Annotated in this window: 24 protein-coding genes; 20 read left to right on the top strand and 4 right to left on the bottom strand. The window is 33.5% G+C overall.

The features are described from left to right. The first annotated feature begins 345 nt into the window (after positions 1–345). The 20 genes from CS937_RS11555 (at position 346) to CS937_RS11460 (ending at position 17,510) form a co-directional block, all read left to right on the top strand. Positions 346–1,473 carry an AAA family ATPase gene (locus CS937_RS11555; RefSeq protein ID WP_099158601.1) on the top strand — a complete coding sequence of 376 codons (1,128 nt, stop codon included), beginning with the start codon at positions 346–348 and terminating at the stop codon, positions 1,471–1,473. Further along, positions 1,466–2,710 carry a TadA family conjugal transfer-associated ATPase gene (locus CS937_RS11550; RefSeq protein ID WP_245835735.1) on the top strand — a complete coding sequence of 415 codons (1,245 nt, stop codon included), beginning with the start codon at positions 1,466–1,468 and terminating at the stop codon, positions 2,708–2,710. Before CS937_RS11555 ends, CS937_RS11550 begins: the two co-directional genes overlap by 8 nt. 4 nt (positions 2,711–2,714) lie before the next feature. After that, positions 2,715–3,665: a type II secretion system F family protein gene (locus CS937_RS11545; protein WP_099158600.1), complete on the top strand. Its 951-nt coding sequence runs from the start codon at positions 2,715–2,717 to the stop codon at positions 3,663–3,665. Between the two features lie 6 nt (positions 3,666–3,671). Then, entirely contained in the window at positions 3,672–4,535 is an 864-nt protein-coding gene (locus CS937_RS11540; protein ID WP_099158599.1) for a type II secretion system F family protein, read from the top strand. A 35-nt stretch (positions 4,536–4,570) separates the two neighbouring features. Then, positions 4,571–4,774, top strand: coding sequence for a Flp1 family type IVb pilin (locus tag CS937_RS11535; RefSeq protein ID WP_099158598.1), 204 nt, complete (start codon positions 4,571–4,573; stop codon positions 4,772–4,774). Between the two features lie 56 nt (positions 4,775–4,830). Further along, positions 4,831–5,349 (top strand): A24 family peptidase, encoded by a 519-nt coding sequence (locus tag CS937_RS11530; RefSeq protein WP_099158597.1) that lies wholly within the window; start codon positions 4,831–4,833, stop codon positions 5,347–5,349. Between the two features lie 63 nt (positions 5,350–5,412). Next, positions 5,413–6,078 (top strand): TadE/TadG family type IV pilus assembly protein, encoded by a 666-nt coding sequence (locus CS937_RS11525; RefSeq protein ID WP_141554354.1) that lies wholly within the window; start codon positions 5,413–5,415, stop codon positions 6,076–6,078. A gap of 5 nt (positions 6,079–6,083) precedes the next feature. Next, complete coding sequence (locus tag CS937_RS11520; protein ID WP_099158595.1) at positions 6,084–8,213, top strand: DUF5702 domain-containing protein; 2,130 nt, start codon at positions 6,084–6,086, stop codon at positions 8,211–8,213. 16 nt (positions 8,214–8,229) lie between these two features. Continuing rightward, on the top strand, positions 8,230–8,832 hold the full coding sequence (locus CS937_RS11515) for a DUF4352 domain-containing protein (RefSeq protein ID WP_099158594.1): 603 nt from the start codon (positions 8,230–8,232) through the stop codon (positions 8,830–8,832). 137 nt (positions 8,833–8,969) lie between these two features. Continuing rightward, positions 8,970–9,545 carry a TadE family protein gene (locus CS937_RS11510; protein WP_176555821.1) on the top strand — a complete coding sequence of 192 codons (576 nt, stop codon included), beginning with the start codon at positions 8,970–8,972 and terminating at the stop codon, positions 9,543–9,545. 36 nt (positions 9,546–9,581) lie between these two features. Next, positions 9,582–10,100, top strand: coding sequence for an A24 family peptidase (locus CS937_RS11505; protein WP_099158592.1), 519 nt, complete (start codon positions 9,582–9,584; stop codon positions 10,098–10,100). Positions 10,101–10,111: 11 nt separating this feature from the next. Next, on the top strand, positions 10,112–11,665 hold the full coding sequence (locus CS937_RS11500) for a DUF6382 and FHA domain-containing protein (RefSeq protein WP_099158591.1): 1,554 nt from the start codon (positions 10,112–10,114) through the stop codon (positions 11,663–11,665). Beyond that, on the top strand, positions 11,662–12,585 hold the full coding sequence (locus tag CS937_RS11495) for a PP2C family protein-serine/threonine phosphatase (RefSeq protein WP_141554353.1): 924 nt from the start codon (positions 11,662–11,664) through the stop codon (positions 12,583–12,585). The genes CS937_RS11500 and CS937_RS11495 overlap by 4 nt, the downstream gene beginning before the upstream one ends. Positions 12,586–12,620: 35 nt before the next feature. Then, complete coding sequence (locus CS937_RS11490; protein WP_099158590.1) at positions 12,621–13,544, top strand: serine/threonine protein kinase; 924 nt, start codon at positions 12,621–12,623, stop codon at positions 13,542–13,544. Between the two features lie 27 nt (positions 13,545–13,571). Beyond that, positions 13,572–14,942 (top strand): type VII secretion protein EssB/YukC, encoded by a 1,371-nt coding sequence (locus tag CS937_RS11485; protein ID WP_099158589.1) that lies wholly within the window; start codon positions 13,572–13,574, stop codon positions 14,940–14,942. Positions 14,943–14,973: 31 nt separating this feature from the next. Next, on the top strand, positions 14,974–15,222 hold the full coding sequence (locus CS937_RS11480) for a hypothetical protein (RefSeq protein ID WP_099158588.1): 249 nt from the start codon (positions 14,974–14,976) through the stop codon (positions 15,220–15,222). 339 nt (positions 15,223–15,561) lie between these two features. Beyond that, positions 15,562–15,828 (top strand): hypothetical protein, encoded by a 267-nt coding sequence (locus tag CS937_RS11475; RefSeq protein WP_099158587.1) that lies wholly within the window; start codon positions 15,562–15,564, stop codon positions 15,826–15,828. Next, positions 15,821–16,489 (top strand): YrrS family protein, encoded by a 669-nt coding sequence (locus CS937_RS11470; protein ID WP_099158586.1) that lies wholly within the window; start codon positions 15,821–15,823, stop codon positions 16,487–16,489. The genes CS937_RS11475 and CS937_RS11470 overlap by 8 nt, the downstream gene beginning before the upstream one ends. 26 nt (positions 16,490–16,515) lie before the next feature. After that, complete coding sequence (mtnN, locus tag CS937_RS11465; protein ID WP_099158585.1) at positions 16,516–17,205, top strand: 5'-methylthioadenosine/S-adenosylhomocysteine nucleosidase; 690 nt, start codon at positions 16,516–16,518, stop codon at positions 17,203–17,205. Positions 17,206–17,276: 71 nt separating this feature from the next. Next, the gene (locus CS937_RS11460; RefSeq protein WP_176555820.1) at positions 17,277–17,510 is read left to right on the top strand and encodes a YrhC family protein; all 234 of its coding nucleotides are present in this window, start codon (positions 17,277–17,279) and stop codon (positions 17,508–17,510) included. Positions 17,511–17,555: 45 nt separating this feature from the next. Here the strand turns inward: CS937_RS11460 and sigK are convergent, their stop codons facing one another. From sigK to CS937_RS11440, 4 genes are all read right to left on the bottom strand, one after another. Then, entirely contained in the window at positions 17,556–18,263 is a 708-nt protein-coding gene (gene sigK, locus CS937_RS11455; RefSeq protein WP_099158583.1) for an RNA polymerase sporulation sigma factor SigK, read from the bottom strand. A 124-nt stretch (positions 18,264–18,387) separates the two neighbouring features. Beyond that, positions 18,388–18,768, bottom strand: a complete 381-nt coding sequence (gene mnhG / locus CS937_RS11450) for a monovalent cation/H(+) antiporter subunit G (protein ID WP_099158582.1) — start codon at positions 18,766–18,768, stop codon at positions 18,388–18,390. After that, complete coding sequence (locus CS937_RS11445) at positions 18,749–19,060, bottom strand: monovalent cation/H+ antiporter complex subunit F (protein WP_099158581.1); 312 nt, start codon at positions 19,058–19,060, stop codon at positions 18,749–18,751. Before CS937_RS11445 ends, mnhG begins: the two co-directional genes overlap by 20 nt. Next, on the bottom strand, positions 19,057–19,533 hold the full coding sequence (locus CS937_RS11440; protein WP_099158580.1) for a Na+/H+ antiporter subunit E: 477 nt from the start codon (positions 19,531–19,533) through the stop codon (positions 19,057–19,059). The genes CS937_RS11445 and CS937_RS11440 overlap by 4 nt, the downstream gene beginning before the upstream one ends. Positions 19,534–19,535 lie beyond the last annotated feature (2 nt).

Below are 19,535 nucleotides of genomic sequence, written 5' to 3'. Positions count from 1 at the left end.
CCCATAACAATAGGCTCTATAAAAAGGAATAATTATCCAATTTAATATTATGTAAAAACACTGAATATTTAGTTTTGTGTTATTTTGAAGGTTTGTGTTAAGAATTCATCTTATTTTCTTATTATTTACGAATTATTACTGTTAAAAAGTGGTTAAATGTACGATAAATTATCTTGAAATTAAACTATTTAACTTAAATTATCTCGAATTCAAGGTATTTTTTAATAGCAATAGGTATAAATGACTGTTTTGTTGTTTATATCTTATCTTTGTATGTCATTTTTAGTAACATTTATAAAAGGATAGTGAAACAGTATTAATTGTTCAGAAATGTGAGGTGTGTTCATGAAAAAGATACGATTGATAGTTGCTGATAATAATGAACTATATTTAGAATCATTAGCAGCTTACTTGCGTTCATCAAGTGATTCAACCAGATTTATCGTTTCATTATTTTCAAAAACAGAAACGCTAGAAATGTACATAAACCAAGGAGAAAACATAGATATCTTACTAATTAATCCACAAATGTTTACGGATAGTCTTAAAGTTTCACAGTCAACAATAATAATTTTCCTAGATGATGATAAAGTAGCAAAGCCAACCAATAATTACGCTTCTGTGTATAGATACCAAAGGTTAAACCAGTTAGTGTCAGATGTTCTAGCAATTTATTATCAAGAAAACGAGCTGGCCGGTATGCTTTTAGCAAGGAGTAAACAGACAAGTGTTTTATCTGTGTTCTCTCCTGTAGGGGGATCGGGTAAGACGACAGTGGCGATTAATCTGTGTAAGCAACTAGCTCTTAACGGATCGAAGGTATTTTATTTGAACCTAGAGTTATTAAATACAACTAAATTGTATTTTTCATCCTTAGAAGATAACCCTTCATTACAAATTCTTTACTATATTAAAGCAGAATCAAATCAGTTGTTGTCAAAAATTGAGTCACTAAAAAAATATGACCCTTATTCTATGGTCGATTACTTTGATATAGAAATAAGTGCAGAGGAAATGTTGGAATTAAACGAGTCTGATGTTAATAAACTCATAAATAGTGTTGTGCAAACTGGTTCTTATGATTATATAGTTGTTGATTTAGATAGTTCCTTACATAAAAGAAATATTGCTGCCTTAAAAGAATGTGATCAAGTAATATGGAATATTTCTAACGATATTCAAAGCCTGTTAAAATCCAAAAGTTTATTGGTGGAAGAAGAAAAATTGTTTGGTGAGGAAAATATATTACAAGATAAACTTCTTGTTATTATGAATAAATATAATGGCACTATGGTTGGAAGTACAGAAGATTTTGATCTATCAATTGATGGTTTTTTGCCATTAATACCTAGTTGGTCAACGCTACAATCGGGATCTGAAATCTTAGGCAATGATCTTTTTAACCAAGAAATACAGGCAATTATTCGTGGGAAAATTGTTCGTGAACAGGAAGGTGTAACAAGCATTGATTGATGACAAAGTTATAAAAGAATTAATTCAGCAGTTACGTGAAACTCTTGATCTTATGCATTCGATATCAAACGATGAATTAAAGGAATATGTAGAAGCAGCTGTTTTTGATTATGCGAAGGAAAACAAGATTAAATCAGCTGAAATTAAATATTTAGTTGAACGAATCTATAATGCATTCCGTGGATATGACGTCTTACAACCATTGATAGATGACAAAACCATTACTGAAATTATGATAAATAATCACAAGGAAATTTTTATTGAAAAACATGGTGTAACAAAACAAGTAGATATTCAATTTGAAAACGAACAAAAATTAGAGGATATTATACAAGCAATTGTTTCGAAGGTTGACAGGGTAGTTAATGAATCTTCACCAATTGTTGATGCTAGACTCCATGATGGTTCACGGGTAAACGTTGTATTACCCCCTATAGCACTAAAAGGTCCGGTTATGACAATTCGTAAATTTCCCGAACAACCTTTGACAATTGAGGATTTAATTGAAAATGATTCTATTACCCAAGATGCAGCAGATTTTTTACATAAACTTGTTGTTTCAAAGTACAACATATTCATTGGTGGTGGAACAGGTTCCGGGAAAACTACCTTCTTAAATGTGTTATCCAATTTCATTCCGACGGATGAACGTATTATTACAATAGAGGATTCAGCCGAACTACAAATAAAGCGAATTCCTAACTTAGTAAGCTTAGAAACTAGAAATGCAAATACGGAAGGGAAAGGGGAAATAACAATACGGGAACTGATTAAGACGTCACTCCGTATGAGACCAGACCGGATAATTGTTGGGGAGGTACGTGGTGCAGAAGCACTGGATATGCTTCAAGCAATGAACACTGGTCATGATGGCTCATTGTCAACAGGTCACGCAAACTCAACAAAGGATATGTTAAGCCGATTAGAAACTATGGTGTTAAACGGTGCCAATTTACCTGTTGAAGTTATTCGAAAACAAATTGCATCAGCAATAGATATTATGATTCATTTAACTAGATTACGAGATAACTCAAGAAAAGTAGTTGCGATTAGCGAAGTGATCGGGGTAGAAGATGGAGAGGTAATGCTTAATCCGTTGTATGATTTTGTTGAAGAGGGTGAAACCGAAAATGGGCAAATAATTGGAGAACTAAAACCAACGGGTAGTAAGCTAATTAGTAAATCAAAAGCTCAATTAGCGGGTATATCGGTGGATGAAGAAGCAGTAGGTAGGTGATGAAATGACAGATATAATACTTATTATTTTATTGGTATGCCTTATTGTTATTTACTTTTTAATGGTTTCTAAACGAAAAAAAAATGAAAAAGAAAATGCTATTAGTGGTTCATCTGTTATAGAAGAAAATACTGAGTTGGAACTGCTCAAAAAGAAACATTTCATGGAAAAGTTAAAAGAAAAAACAAGTAAACAAATTGATGGACATTTGGTTAATTATGCTGTTTATCGTTTGTCAGTTAAGGAATATATTTTTTATGCAACTATATCAGCAGCATTTTTTTTCTTTGTTGGGTACTTATTTTACGAAAGCATTATAGCTGCGATCGTTTTAGCTGCATTTGGCTTACTTTATCCGAAGGTGCAAAAGAAGACGCTACTTGAACGGCGAAAAGATAAGTTGAAATTACAATTTAAGGAGGCTATCGCTTCACTTTCATCTTCATTGGCTGCGGGAAGGTCGATTGAAAATAGTTTTAAAGAGGTTGTTACCGATCTATATCTACTATATCCAGACCCCAATACATTTATCATCCAGGAATTTGAAATCATAAATCGACGTATTGAAAATGGGGAAACGATTGAAAATGCGATTCAAGATTTTAGCATACGTTCCGATGTTGACGACATTCAAAATTTCGCAAATGTCTTTATAACGTGTAAACGAACAGGTGGTAACCTTGTTGAAGTTATTAGAAGAACGTCAGATATAATTAGTGAAAAGATCGATATCCAACAAGAAGTTTCCGTTATGATTGCACAAAAACGCTTTGAATCAAAGGTATTAAGTCTTGCTCCATTAGGAATGATTTTATTACTTAAATACAGTGCTGAAGACTATTTGGCTCCAATGTATCAATGGAGTAGTAAAGGACCAATTATGATGACAATTTGTCTAGGACTGCTAGTGTTTGCGTATTGGTATGGACAACGCATTATGAATATTAAGGTGTGATGGATGATGATCCTATATGGAATATTGACTCTACTAATCATCGGTATATATTTTGGGTTATCTTTAAAAGTTGGCAATCGCTATGACCTAGTGATTCAAGAGTTTAAAGGGAAGTATCCTTTGTTATTTATGGCGCCAGTCTCATTATTACTCATTGATAGATTCAAGATAATGGAACGTTTATATGGTCAGATAGCAAAAATTCAACAAAAAATGATCAGTCTTTATGGTAATAGAACAGCATTACAGCATACGAGGATGTATGTTGCACAATTGGTGTCAACTATTTTGGTATGTTTACTAGGTACATTTCTCTTTACATTACTTGCTGAAGGCGATCAAACAATCTTTATTGTTGGTCTACTGTTCACTGTTATGATTCCCTATGTTATGATCAGTCAACTTGCTAATCAAGAAAAAGAACGTAAGGAAAAGATACTAACAGAGCTACCTGAGGTTGTTAACAAGATCATTCTGCTAGTAAATGCTGGAGAAACAGTACAAAAGGCGTTAATTAAATGTGTAACAACAACAAAGGATCCTACTTCACCACTGTTTGTTGAATTAAACGAAACAATTAATAAGATGATGAGTAATGAGCCTTTTCATCAAGTTATGAATGATTTAAGCAAGAAATGTGGGATACAGGAAATCTCCATTTTTACTACGACAATTTTATTGAATTATCGTAAAGGTGGTCACGATTTAATATTAGCTCTACGTGAGTTATCTCATGATTTATGGGAGAAGCGAAAAACTATCTCCAAAACAAAAGGGGAAGAAGCATCTTCTAAACTAGTATTTCCGCTCATTATCATTTTTGTGGCGGTTATGATTATCGTAGGATACCCGGCGATTACAATTTTATAGGCAGGGTTAATATAAAAATCTAGGAGGAATAAGTAATGAATAAACTTAAGAAATCTGTATCAAAATTTTGGAAAGGCGAAGAAGGTATGCAAACATTGGAAATAATGTTGATTATTGCAGTTATTGTTGTTATTGCCTTGCTATTTAGGAATAAAATTGTTGAATGGATTAATAGTCTTTTGAAATTTGGTGGTACGGAAATAGATAAGTTTCAAAAAGGTGGAGGCGGAAATGGCTGAGGTTAAGGCCGCTCAAACAATAACTATTTTGTTTTATAGAAAGAAGGAGCATCAACATGTTGCAAGTAGAGGATTACATTCTAATCATATTCATAGTTATCGCTTTTATTACCGATGTTACAAATCGAAAACTTCCCAATTGGCTCACTGTTAGCGGAGTGATAGTTGGAATTGGATATCATCTAGGTAGTAATGGTGTGGATGGATTGTTATTTTCTTTTTTTGGCCTGTTGGTTGCAGGAGCTATCTTTCTGGTATTATACAATTTAAAAGCAGTTGGTGCTGGTGATGTTAAATTATTCGCGGGTATTGGAGCAATGGTCGGTGTGGAGCAGGTGTTTTTTATGTCAATGTATTCCATTATATTTGCTGGTTTAATCGGGATTATTATTTTAGTATTTACAAAAACCTTTTTACGAAAAATGATTGAAGTTTGCTTCAGCATTGCCGATTCCATTTTTTCAAGAAATCTCAGCAACTTAGAAGAATATAAAATGACAAAGGGTACGAGGTTTCCATTTATGTACTCTGTTATACCTGCTGTATTATTAACATACTTTATATCGTTGCATTAGAACAAGTTAATGTAGGTAAATTCCCTAGGTAGTCGAAAGGATTAATTTTTTATGGGAAAATGCATGAAGTTTTTTAAGAAAATAAGAAAAAAAGAAGATGGAAATTTCACAATCGAAGCTACGGTTATTTTTCCTATTATTTTGATGCTTACAATAAGTCTTGTCTTTTTTAGTCTAGTTATCTACCAAAAAGCTGTTCTACATTATAGTGCTAATACATTGGCGGAGCGTCTTGCGTTTGTTTGGGATAATAGTGATAAAGACATCGATACTGGGTATTTTGATAAATATACAACTTTTTCTGGTGGTGATGGACTATACTGGCGCCTATTCGGAAATTCGTTTTTGTCAAAATTCGGATTGGATTTTGGTTCCAATAATGCAACAATACCAATTGGTGGCGGTGGGGGGAGTTTAGTAGAAGATAAATTAGCTAGATCTACTACAAGTATCCTACCAGCTGGCGCAACAGGTAAAGTAAGTTACAAAAATAGTATAGTCGGCGGGAAAATTGTTGTTGATTTAGAAAGCCCATTAAATTTACCGTCGTTTTTACAGGATCTATTTGGGATTGATAAAATTGAAGCTAAGGTAAGTCACGCTGTAGTTGAACCGACTGAGGTTATTCGTACTACAGATACAGTTATTCATGCTGGGAAAACAATAATGGGTTATACAGATTTTTTCACTAAATTTATTAATAAGTTTGGTAAAAAGGGGGGGAGGTAAGTAGATTGAAACAAAAACTAAAAGCAGCATTTCGTAAATTCATTATGAAGGAAAACGGTGCTGTTTCAATCTATGTCGTAATCGTTACCTTCCTAATATTTCTATTTAATGCCGTATTAATTGACTTTGTTCGAATTATGGTTGCGGAGTATCAAACAGAACAAGCTACTAAAACAGCGGTTCGTTCAACATTTTCATCTTATAATAAAGATGTACAAAACAAAGGTTTATTTGTAATTAGCGAAGGGGAATCGTCTGGGAAAATATTTGAAACAGTATTTGAAAAAAATCTCGCTCCAGAAGAGGAAGGTTATTTTAAATTTGTAGACACAAAGATGGAAAGTACGTCTTTTAAATCTAATGAAGAACGATCATTTGCAAATGAAGAAATTGTTAAACACCAAATTCTGGAGGATATGAAATACAAAGCGCCGATAGAGTTTGGGAAGGTAATCCTTGATGGAGTATTACCTTATGCATGTACTATGCTTGAGGCGGAGATAACGGTTGATGTAGCTGAGGCAGTGGATAAAGATATTAAAGATAGAGATGCAGAAATGAAGAATGCAATAGAGCATTTAAAAGCAGCCAAGCAAAAATTAAAAAATGTAGATGGGGAGATAAATGATCCATCAAGATCTAGTTATCCTGATGTAAAAAATTTACAAGATGCGGTAAAACATAACGAGGAATATCATGATGATGAGAATCCTCCAAATGAATATAAAACAGATTTAAAAAATGTGTTGAATGAAATCGAGTCACAATCAGACTTAGCATATAAAGAATTAAAAAAAGCAAAAAAAGAACTTAAGGATGCACAAAAAGAAAACAAAAAAATAGAAGAAACCATTACGGAAATTCGAGAAGAAGTCGAAGCAAAATATGATAATTTATCAAGTGGAAATTGTGATCAAACCAAAACGTCTGAAGCAGAAGAAGAAATGAATAAGCTAAAGGATCCAAAAGAATATCAAGTTGAACCACAATTTTTCCAAGATGCACTTGCGAAGACTGAAAAAGCAATGAAAAGTATTGACAATGGTAAAGGGACTACAACCCAGTCACTTATTCCTTATGTAGAATATCAAATCGATGACTTGGATGGTATGATTGAAAAATCGCAAATTAAGCCCAGTGTAAACCTATTGAAAGGTTACTATGACACGGCTTATAAAGATACGAAGAATGCGGTAAGTTTTGCAGACGATAACTACGAAGAACAGGAAGCGGTTGAAGATAGTGAAGATGGTGGACTTGGTAAAGCGCTAGAAGCTTTAGGGAAAATAAAAGATTTTATTTTTATGGCAGAGGGATTAAATGAGGATTCCGAAAAATATGAAACATTAAAAAAATTAGTTACGGACTATGGAAATGTATTATCAGATGACGCTGGTAATCTTGACATGGATGACCCTAAACAAGGGGCTAAGGATGCCTTTGATATTGTTAGTGGATTATTTAACCAACTAGGAAATTTAGGAAAAAATATACGTGATAAGGCCTATATTAGTGAGTATATTTTAACAAGATTTAATGCCGATGATTCATTAGGACTGTTTGATCCCAATAGCTATCCTGAAAATTTTTTATTTTACAATAGAGAAGTTGAATATATTTTATACGGTCAACACGCATCTGGGGCTAATTATATGGCCGCATTACTAGAGCTTACGGCTACAAGGTTTGCTTTTAATTTTATTGCTGCATTTACAAAGGATGTAGTTAAGGTTGCACCACACCCTATTGCTAAATTTATAGCTGCAACAGGTTGGGCGTTTAGCCACACTGTAGATGATATTAGAAATTTGACAAGTGGTACAAGAAAAGTTCCATTATTGGATATCCCTGGTGTTAAGTTTGACACAGACTATAAATTTTATTTGCGATTATTTTTGTTAATCCATTCATCAGAAAGTGATGAACGAATTAATCGTATTCAGGCAGTTGTTGATGATAAAACTCCTGAGAATATTCAAAAAGCACCAACCTATGCATCTGTTAAAACCGAATCATCCATTGATCTTTGGTTCATTCCAGGAATTACTAAAATGCTTGGTACTACCGGAATACTTGATGGCTATGTAAAAGATGGCAGGTATTTTATTAATGAGAAAATTGATTATTCTTACTAACAAGGGAGAGAGTTAGATGAAAAAACAATTTAGTATATTAATTGTATTTATTATTGTATCAATCAGCCTTATTGCATGTAGTGACGACGAAGGAGATACAACTGACCAAAGTAATACTCCTAGCAATGAACAGGAGGAGGCTACGGAAACAAATTCATCCGAAAAAAGTAATGATACTGAAGGTAAGTGGGGAAAGGATTATTTGGAATTGGGTATTGGTGATACAGGTATTGTGCATAATAACCATTCCAAATTTGAAGTAACATTAAATTCTGTTGAAATAACTGAGAAGAAAGGTGATCATACTTCCGAAACTGGGGTATTTGTTATTCCTAATATTACAGTTAAAAATATAGGTGACGATACTATAATTGGCGATGATATTTTAAGCAGCACTGCTCTAACCTATGAACCAGGTACTTCCGGTTATACTGTAGTATATTTAGATGGTATATTTAATGGATGGCCTGCGGAAATAAAACCCCAGGAATCAAAGTCAGTTGATGTTGTTTTTGATGAAATAAAAAATGATGTCTACGCTTTGCAGTTTGGTCATGCACTTGAATCTGTATCAAATGAAGTTCGATTTACTTTTAATCGCGATGAAGCTAAAAAGTAAACAGCGATAAATTTCATAGATAAAACATACACGTAAATTGAATATAATTTAGTCCCTATTGACATAACAGAATTATTCAGAATTACGCTGAATAATTCTGCTTTGTTTGTATGTTTGTAAGGAAGGAGGCATTATTCATGAATTTACGAAAAGAGGATGGGAGTATTACTTTAGAAGCAGCCATGGTTTTACCCATTTTCATGCTATTTGTCGTATTTATGGCCTCAATGATTCGAATATCCGTAGCAGAAATTGCACTAAATAAATCTGTAGCTGAAACGGCACAATTTATTTCTACTCACGCTTATCCGGCAACTATTGTAACCGAAGGAGTGAACTCAATTATTGATGATAAGTTAACAGGAATGACATTGGGTACTATAAACTTGCAGGAGGCAGAGGAATTTATTGGTACCTCATTTCGGGAAGTAATGGACATTAATGTAACTGGTTCATCTTTTATTCAATCATTTTCTGATAGCAAAATTAAGAGTGTTGTTCAAGATAAATTTGCGGATAATGTTGCTTCAAATTTATTTGACGAATCAAATGTTTCAGTCGAGGTGGACCTTCCAGTGTCGTTACAGGGTGGTGAAGATTCGTATATAGGTATTTCTGCGACCTATGATCTAGATCTATATGTTCCATTCGTAAGTCATACAATTACAATTAAAAAAAATGCTTATGAGCGACTTTGGGTGGGTAGTTTTTAAATAATACTGTGAAAATTACCAGATAAGGGTGAAACTATGTTCCATGTATTTGATTATTTACTAATTATATTTATTATTACAGCTTTTGTTTTGGATATTCGCTTTCATAAGATACCCAATTGGTTAACAGCAGGAGGTATCTTAGTTGGATTAGTATGTCATTTAATCCTCGATGGAATAGATGGTTTTATATTTTCAGGATTAGGCTTGTTAGTGGGCGGTGTCATTTGTTTACTTCTTTATTATTTTAAGGCTATTGGTGCTGGAGATGTAAAATTATTTGCTGCAATCGGTGCATTCTTAGGGATTGAAAAGGTTTTATACGCAATTATGTACGCTATAGTTTTTGCGGGAATTATTGGCATTATTCTTTTATTAATAACTCGTACACCAGTTTATAAGGCATGGAATAGAATTATAGAAATTGTAAACCACCGATTTGATAAATGCTTTAATAAAATAGCAGACAAAAAAGAAGAAAAAGTAGCAACCTTCCCTTTTATGTATGCCGTTTTACCCGCAATTATCGTTCATTATTATTATCTTTACATATAGGAGGAAAGTAAATGGAATCAACAATCTATGGTCTGAATTATGATTATACATACCAAAATGGTCAATCAATTGTTTTCAATAAACGAAACGGACAAAAATTAACTGGAGATGATTTAATCTCTGTTCAATTGAAAATGATTCAGTCTAATAGGATACCACATATGTTAGAGCTTACGGTAGAAAATTTTGATTTAACGACTAGATTGCATTATGATCTTACATCCAAACGGAAAATGATTTCTTATTTTCGGGATAACAGTACAACCATGAACGATTATTATCAATTGTTTTTAGCCATTATTTCTACGCTTGAAGAAAGTGGTTCCTATATGCTGGACCAACGAAACTTTTTGCTTCACACAGATTTTATATTTGTTGGGGAAAATGCAAGTGATGTATATCTTACGTATTTACCAATTAATGCTATTTCAAAAGAATCTGCTGTGACAGATGATTTGAAGGCTTTGTTGACAGATGTAGCTGGAGAGGTTGAGGGTTTACAGGGTAATGAATTTAAAAGTATCTTAAATTATATTAAAAATTCATCATTTAGCCTTGTAGGGTTAAAAAAATTATTACTTGAATTAATTTCTTTAAGGTCAAATGTTAACCAACCAAGAGAAAATCCTACTAGCTATGACCCTATATCGGTAAATCAAAACATTGGAACGCCACAACCTGTAAATTCCCAAACCGAACGAAGTCGGCCAGTACCACAGCAACAACAAACGCAAACAATGGAGGCTACATCTTCGAAAAAACAAAAAGTTAAGAAACAACTACCGAAACTATCATCAAGAGCAAAAGTTTATATGTTTACTGGATCATTACTCACTTTAGCCCTAACTTGGAAGCTTTATGATATAAGTACAACCTCTACTACACTGATAATATGCAGCGCATTATCATTATTGATTGTAGCAGGTGTTTTTGTATTTTGGAAAATTTGGCGTCCAGGAGTATCTAAAGTTGAAACAGAGGCACAAACTAAGGAAAATCATGATTCAAAGCAGACGAATAATAATCAACAACAGCCAAATCCAGCTGCTAATCAACAGTCAAACCAAAATGTATCATTTCAGACTCAATATCAATTTTACAATAGAGGTGTTGCAAACGCATCATTTGAAGCAAAAAATTCAGTAGCGGCTACAGCAATGGATACAACGCTACTAACGCAAAATAATGAAGATACTGTTTTATTAGAAGATGAATCAGATTTAGTGATGAACAATGACCTACAAGAAGAAGTAATGCCTAAGTTAATGCGGGTTACTGAAGATAATCAGGAAGAAACAATAAGTATAAATCGTGCTAATTTTGTGATAGGCAGAAATGCAGAAGCCGTAAATTACGTAGAAGAGGCTGTGGGGGTTTCCAGGGTCCATGCTGAAATTGTTAAAATTGACGCAAAAAGTTATGGCGTTAAGGATTTAGGCTCGAAAAACGGTTCTAAATTAAATGGAAATACGATGGTTCCTTATAAGATTTATGCATTAAATGAGAATGATGAATTTACGTTGGGAAAAGCAAACTATACATTTACTTGGGGTAATTCTCAATGAACGCAAATTGGCAAATGGGAATAGGAACACATCAAGGAACTAAAAAAGATAAAAATGAAGATTCTTATTTATATCGAATTTCAAAGGATAACAAAGGTAATGAAATAGCATTATTTGTTGTTGCAGATGGTATGGGCGGTTATCAAGTTGGTGATGCTGCTAGCCGTCTAGCAACCCTGGCTTTTCAAAAGTGGTGGGAGAAGCGTATTAGTAAACTAGTAAGAAAAAAAGATGTCATTCAACGTGTGATCGATGAAGGCGAAAAAGTCTTGCGCCAAATCAATAAATCTATTATTGCCACAAGCAATCACAACGGAGAGAAAATGGGAACGACAGTGTCATTATTAATTTTATATAAAGGTGATTATGCTGTCATACATATTGGGGATAGTCGAGTTTATCAAATGAAAGGTTGGAATTATGGACTTCAGCAATATTTCCATAATCAAAAGCTTACAACAGAATTAATGTGTCTAATCGATCAGCAAAATACGGAAGTACTAGAGTCTGAACCAGAGCTTATAAAATTAACGGAAGATCATTCCTGGGTTGATAAGCAGGTGAAAGAAGGAAAGATGACTGAAGAACAAGCACGTAATCATCCAAAAAGAAATGTTCTAACACAATGTTTGGGTATTAATAACGAAATAACCCCATGTATTAAAACAGGTAAATTCCAATCTAGTGACTTATTCTTGGTTTGTAGTGACGGATTTCATTCATTATTTTCTAATGATGAAATTAAAAATATGCTAATTAGTCTAGAAAAGGAATATACGAACTTACAGGCTATTTGTGATTATCTAATTAATTTTTCGAATTTCCGAGAAGCATACGATAACATAACTTTATTACTTGTTCGGAATCTATATGCAAATCAGGTTAATTCTGAAAAAAGGGGATTATTATCGTTTTTCTAATAGCGGGAATTAAAGCAATACGGGGAGCGAATTAGATGAATAAACATGATATTCACGTCCAAAAAGAGGATGTATTGAGGGATAAATATAAGGTTTTGTCACATATTGCATCAGGGGGAATGTCTGAGGTTTATTTAATTGAGCAAATCGATAATTCAAAAAAGCAATGGGCAGTAAAAATTGCTAATATGACAAATAAACTTTCTTCCAAACTTGTTGATGAGGCAAAAATTTTAAGTGTTTTAGATCATCCTAACCTTCCTCATATTGCTGACTTTTTTTCATCCGATCAGTATTTTTATCTAGTACAGGAATACATAGATGGAGTTCCGTTATCCGAACTATTTACTCACCAAAATAATAAACTATCAATAGAAACAATTATACAAATCGGTGTTCAGTTATGTGATGCATTGCATTTTCTGCATCGTCAACAACCACCCATAATTTATCGGGATATCAAACCTGGAAATATTATGGTTAAGTCTGATGGAACGATTAAATTAATTGATTTTGGTATTGCAAGGAGATACCAAGAAGATAGACTAAAGGATACTGTTCAAATAGGGACAGTTGGATTTGCTGCACCAGAACAATTTGAAAAAATACAATCTGATACTAGAACGGATTTATTTTCCTTGGGTGCTTTATTATATTATTTATTGTCTGAAGGAAAATATGTGTATGTTGCACAAAAGCCAATAAAAACATTTCAAAAAGCGATCCCATCAAGTCTTAAAGAATGTGTGGATCAATTAGTAAAACTTGACCGGGAAGACCGATTACAAGATATTCGTGAAGCTAAAATTTTATTACTAAAGGCAAAGGAAGAGTGGCAAAAGAGTAAAATAAAACAGTATATGTATACATCAAATAATAAGTCGGGGCTTATAAAATATTCATTTTTATCCATTTCCATACTACTTGTTGGTTATATTATTTATACTATTATAGTTTAATTACACTAATTTTAAGGAGGCGATTCTATGGCAAATCATATTGCATTACAATATGGTAATTTAAAGGAAAATGACGATGTAATAATGTATGAGATTCCCAAAGCTCAAACAACGTTAATTGAACCAGAACAACTAGAAGAGCTTAAACGACAAGACCCACTATTTTTACCTTGTCAGCATTACAAAGTAGATGAAACATTTATACTAATCTATTATAAACGTGAAAACGGCTATAGTTCCTTGCAAAGTCAGCAAATTGAAAATGAGGATCTTAAGTACAAGGTTGCTAAAAATTTATTGGCTATTGAACGACTTATAGGAACTCAATTTACCACATTAATACATCCGGACAATATATACATAAACAAATTAGGTGATATTAAATTAGCTCATCGCGGTATTCGATCAGTTCTGCCACCAGAAGAATTTTCTGAAGTGCAGTTGCTTAACTATCTAAAAGCGATTATTTTGTCTTTATTCACCGACTATAGCTTTGCACAAATAAATGAAAAGTCTATTAATAAATTGATAGCGAAAGATTCGTTTCTTAAAAATTTATACCAAGCTTCTTCTTTAAAGGACTTGCAAAAGTTTCTCTATAAAAACCAATCAAATCAGAGTAAAACTACATACACTAAACCCACTAAGGAAAAAGGAAAACAAAATAAACCAAAGCAGCAAGTCTCATTATTGTCGGGTATTTTAATCGGAATATTACTTGGTATGCTTCTTTTATATGGTATTAAATTAATGCCTTTATCGGAAGCTTCTTCAAAAACAGAGGCAGCGTATAATGAGAAACAAACAGAAAATATCAAACTAAAGGAACAATTGGAGCAAAAGAATGTGCTTATAGATGCATATCAAGCAGCTGTATCTAGCGATCATGTAAAGGCTATAACACTATTGGAAAGTATAGATAAGCTTGATGATGGTGCTAAAAAGATACTTGCTGAACAATATATGCTTACTAACAAACCAGTCAGCTTATTAAAAGCGGCAGAATTGGACGCTGCTAATCATGCAAAAGTAGTATCAAGTTTGGTTTCTCTTAACAATAAAGAAGCAAATCAAGCAATACAAGAAATGAAATCAGAAGCTCCTGAAGTTTTGATAGAACAGGCTTGGTTAAAGAAGGATTATGATAGTGTAATTGAATTATTAAAAGAACTTCCAGATAGTAAACGTGCGAAGTTTCTTGGTGCTAACAGTTTTATTGAAGTTAATAAACCAGACGATGCTTTGAAACTGGCGGAAGCGTTAAAAGATAAACAACTTCAGATTGAAAGTTTAAAAAAGAAAGTTGATATGATAAAAAAAGATGATTCAATCAAAAAAGACGATAAAGAATCGCAAATCGATAAATTATCTGAAAAAATTAAGAAGTTAGAGGACTAAAGAGGCAATATTTATAGAGGGTGGGGTTAAAATGGAGGAATTTATTCGTGAGATGTTACTTGGAATTCTTGATGTCTTAAAGACACTCTATAATTATTTATATGAATTTCTTTTTTGGTTTGCCGCAAAATTAGGAGATTTCTTGTTATTTATTGGTATATTTGAAGATGAAGGAACTGCTTATACTATTTCATTTTTTATCGTAATGCTTATTCCGGTATTTATTCTGGGTAAAATATTTGGATGGAATCATCTAAGGGGTAATAGTGGGGGCAATTAAATAGCCTTATATTTAGTAATTAATCTCGACTCTAAGAAATAAAAATAGTGCTTTTAGTGATAATTGGGTGTAGTGATGATTCAAGTGATACAGAGAAATTAAATGAACTGAAACAATCGATGATGAAAATGTGAAAAAAGATACCGAAAATAAATAGGGAAAGGATTATTTTGAATTAGGGATTGGAGATATAGGGATCGTATAACCATTCGAAGTTTAAGGTGACCGTAAATTCCGTTGAGATAACTGGGAAGAAGGTGATCATACATCTGAAGTTAGGGTATTCCTAATATTACTTTTAAAAATATAGGTGATAGTACAATACTTGGTGATGATATTTTGAGTAGTACTGTATTAACCTATGAACCTGGTACTCCAGGTTATGCTGCAGTATATTTTATCCTTGTTACTGTTTTCAAATTACTTGTAACACTTGATTTAAAAAGGAATCAAGGTAGAATTGGATTTGGCGATGGAGCGGGAGATGACGATAGCGGCGTTTTAATCCTAGTCAAAATTATCCATTCTAAAACTGACATATCATATTCTCATAAAAAATATGATACTATAATAGAGTATAGTATGGGAGGGAAGATGAATGTCTGACTTTGATAATCATTCGCGTGTCGATAAATTTGAAAAAAGAAGAAAAAATACGAAATTACTGTCCATCACGCTAGTTCTTGGTGGTATATTCATTGTTGTTCTGATAGGAATATTTATATTTGGCGGAGGCGATGACGAACCTACTGAACTACCAAATAATATATCAAACAGAGAAACGACAAGTGATTCTGATCAAAAAACAGATAATGCAGAGACTGATGATTCCACAAACACTGACGAAGATAATGCTTCGACTGATGAAGAAAATACTACGGATGATGAGAATACTTCTGATGATTCATCCAATAATAATACTGAAGTTGAAAAAGAACCGGTTGAATCAGACGATGCGAATGTTGAATCAGCATATACAGGTAACTGGGAACCGATTGGTACGGAACAACAGGGACCGCATACGACAACCTATGATGAAGGAACCCAGGATCGAATCGAAATGGAAAATGCCATTCGCGTAGCAACGGGCCTTCAGGATGGTGACATGATTACATGGTGGCTAGAAAATGGCGGAGATCAGAAAGTAATTGGAACGGTTTCCAACAATGCTCAAACAGAAACATATCGTGTTTACTTATCTTGGGTGGAAAACAAAGGTTGGCAGCCAACAAAAGTGGAAGTTTTAAAAGAGAATGATAAAAAATAGCATCGAACAATATAGGAGGCTTTTTCGTGACAATTGGAATAATCGCAGCAATGGATGAAGAAGTAGCATTTTTATTAGAAAACATGACAGAAAAACAAGAAACAACAGTTGTAGGTTGCTTATTCGTCGAGGGAATGTTACAAGGCAAAGAAGTTGTTTTGCTAAAATCAGGAATTGGAAAAGTAAATGCAGCAATGGCTACAACGATTATGCATGAACGTTTTTCACCTTCACACATTATCAATACAGGATCTGCTGGTGGCTTTGCTGAGGACCTTGAGGTTGGAGATGTTGTCATTTCAACGCAGGTGGTTCATCATGATGTGGATGTAACGGCGTTTGACTACGCATATGGACAAGTTCCAGGTATGCCAGCAATGTTTGCTGCCGATACAGAGCTAATTACAATAGCTTCAAAAGTTATTAGCGGATTGGATATCCAATCGAAAGAAGGTATTATTGCTACTGGAGATTCGTTTATGGAGAATTCAAACCGTGTAGCATTTGTAAAGGAAAAATTCCCAACAATGATTGCTGCTGAAATGGAAGCTGCAGCCGTAGCGCAAGTATGTTACCAATATGGTAAGCCATTTGTTATCATTCGTGCCTTGTCAGATATTGCAGGCAAACAATCGTCCATTTCTTTTGATGAGTTTTTAGAAAGAGCGGCAAAAAATGCATCAGAATTAATCATTGCTATGATGAAAGAGCTGTAATAGCATCCATCATTTACCTCCCAGATACCCACAGATCTTGTGTTATGATTTGCATAGGGGAAGGGGAGAGTATGATGAACAAAAGAAAAGAACTGGAGTTAAAACTAAAAGACTATAAACGTTTTATGATAACGTTATTGCTATTAAGTATCTACCTTTATTTGGGCGCTGTAATAGATACCTATATTCAACCAACCAATGATGGAGATTTTTTATTTAATCTGTCATTTGGTATGACAGTGATTGTATCTTTGTTTGGATTACGCTTCCGCCGTTTAAAGGCTAAATTAGAAGAGCGCGTATGATTTTAGATCATCGCGCTTTTTTTGAAGAATTATAGAATAGTAGGATTAATGTCCACGGCGTTCTTTACGGAAGTACTCATGGAATACCTTCATCAGCGCCCGTTTTTCAATTCGTGATACATAACTTCTGGATATGTTCAATTTTTTTGCTATTTCTCTTTGGGTCATTTCCTGATAATCATTTATACCGTACCGGTAAATAATTACTTCTTTTTCTCTACTATTTAGAATGGATAAGTAATCTTTCATTTTATCAATTTCCATGTTCAGTTGGATATACTCAATAACATCCTCACTATCTGCCTCTAATATATCAATTAAGCTTATTTCGTTTCCTTCCTTATCTTGACCAATTGGATCATGCAGGGATACATCTTTTTTTACCTTTTTTAATGCTCTTAAATGCATCAAGATCTCGTTTTCTATACATCGAGCGGCATACGTCGCAAGCTTCGTACCTTTGTCTACGGAAAAACTTTCAATACCTTTAATTAATCCAATTGTGCCAATTGAAATTAAATCCTCCATGTCTTCGCCGGTATTTTCAAATTTTTTCACAATATGAGCAACCAGGCGCAGGTTATGTTCAATTAATTTGTTACGAGCTTCTTCATCTCCATCTTGCATCTGTTTAATGTATTTTGCCTCATCTTCTGGAGGAAGAGGCTGTGGAAAGGCATGATTTTTAACGTACGATACAAAAAATAACGCTTCCTTGATAAGTAATGCAAGAACACTTAGTATTCCTGACAAACACATGCACCTCCTTAAAGCTTTCTAGGCTATTGCCTATATAATTATCCTTATGAAGGTTTTCATAAAATTGTGTCTGTCCGTAATTCAAAACTAAAAGAAAAAGTGACTTTTCACTTGAAAGTCACTCAAAATTATTCTTCTTATAAAGCTGTATGGCGTCTTCATATGCATCATTTCTATTGTTTGTAACAGGTTTTACCCCATTTTTATGCGCTGCTCTTGATATCATATGACCTGAAACCGGCGCTGTAAGTAATGTGAAGACAATTGCCAGTAGTAACTTTCCGCTAATAATGGAATAGGTTACGTATAAAAACAAGAACGCACCAATTAATACACCAGCTATTCCTAAGGTTGATGCTTTGGTTGCAGCATGTAATCGAGTATAAACATCAGGAAATCGAATAACGCCAATTGAACCTGATAATATGAAAAATGTTCCAGATAACAGAAGCAATACAATTAAAATATTTATAATGATCTTAATCCATATTTCTATCAATGATAACACCCTTTTCAAGAAATTTAGCAATCGCTATTGTACCAAGGAAAAGAAGAATACCGATTAATAAGATGACATCATTCAACTTGGTTGTCACAATAATAATAGCTAATAACGCTGCTAATCCCATTAGATTGATACCAATTCCATCTAGTGCTACTGCTCTATCCGCATTAGATGGACCAACAAGTGCCCTATATAAAAGTAATAATAAGGAAATGGATATTCCAATGACACATATCACTATTGTTATTTCAATCAATTGTTTAGTCAATTCAAGGAGGTCATTCATCGTGTCACCTCCATAATAGCCTTTTCAAATGTATTTTTAATTGAATTAATCGATTCTTCAATATCGTCTATATCCATTGCATGAATATAAATATGTGAGTTGTCACTTGAGATTGCAACGGAAAGGGTGCCAGGTGTTAATGTGATTAAATTTGCAAGCAATGTAATTTCCCAATTACTTGTTAATTCAGTGGGCATTGAAAATATTCCTGGCTCAATGTCCAATTTAGGCTTATACACTAGCTTAATGATATCAATATTTGATGAAATTAGTTCCTTTATAAATAGGAGGATAAGTTTTATTATTTTGTACAACCTTCTTAGATAAAAGGAATCTGGTACAAAGCGGTTTAGTAATAGTAATAATAGAATCCCCCATAAATACCCTGCTATAAAACTGGGAACAGTATATGATTCACTAAGGAACATCCACAATAACGCGATAATTAAATTAATGACAACTTGAAAGGCCATAG

It is taken from the genome of Virgibacillus ndiopensis, from assembly GCF_900187325.1.
Lineage (GTDB): Bacteria > Bacillota > Bacilli > Bacillales > Amphibacillaceae > Virgibacillus_E > Virgibacillus_E ndiopensis.
Note: the sequence above shows the minus strand (reverse complement) of the source record. Positions and strands in the feature narration are given on the sequence as shown.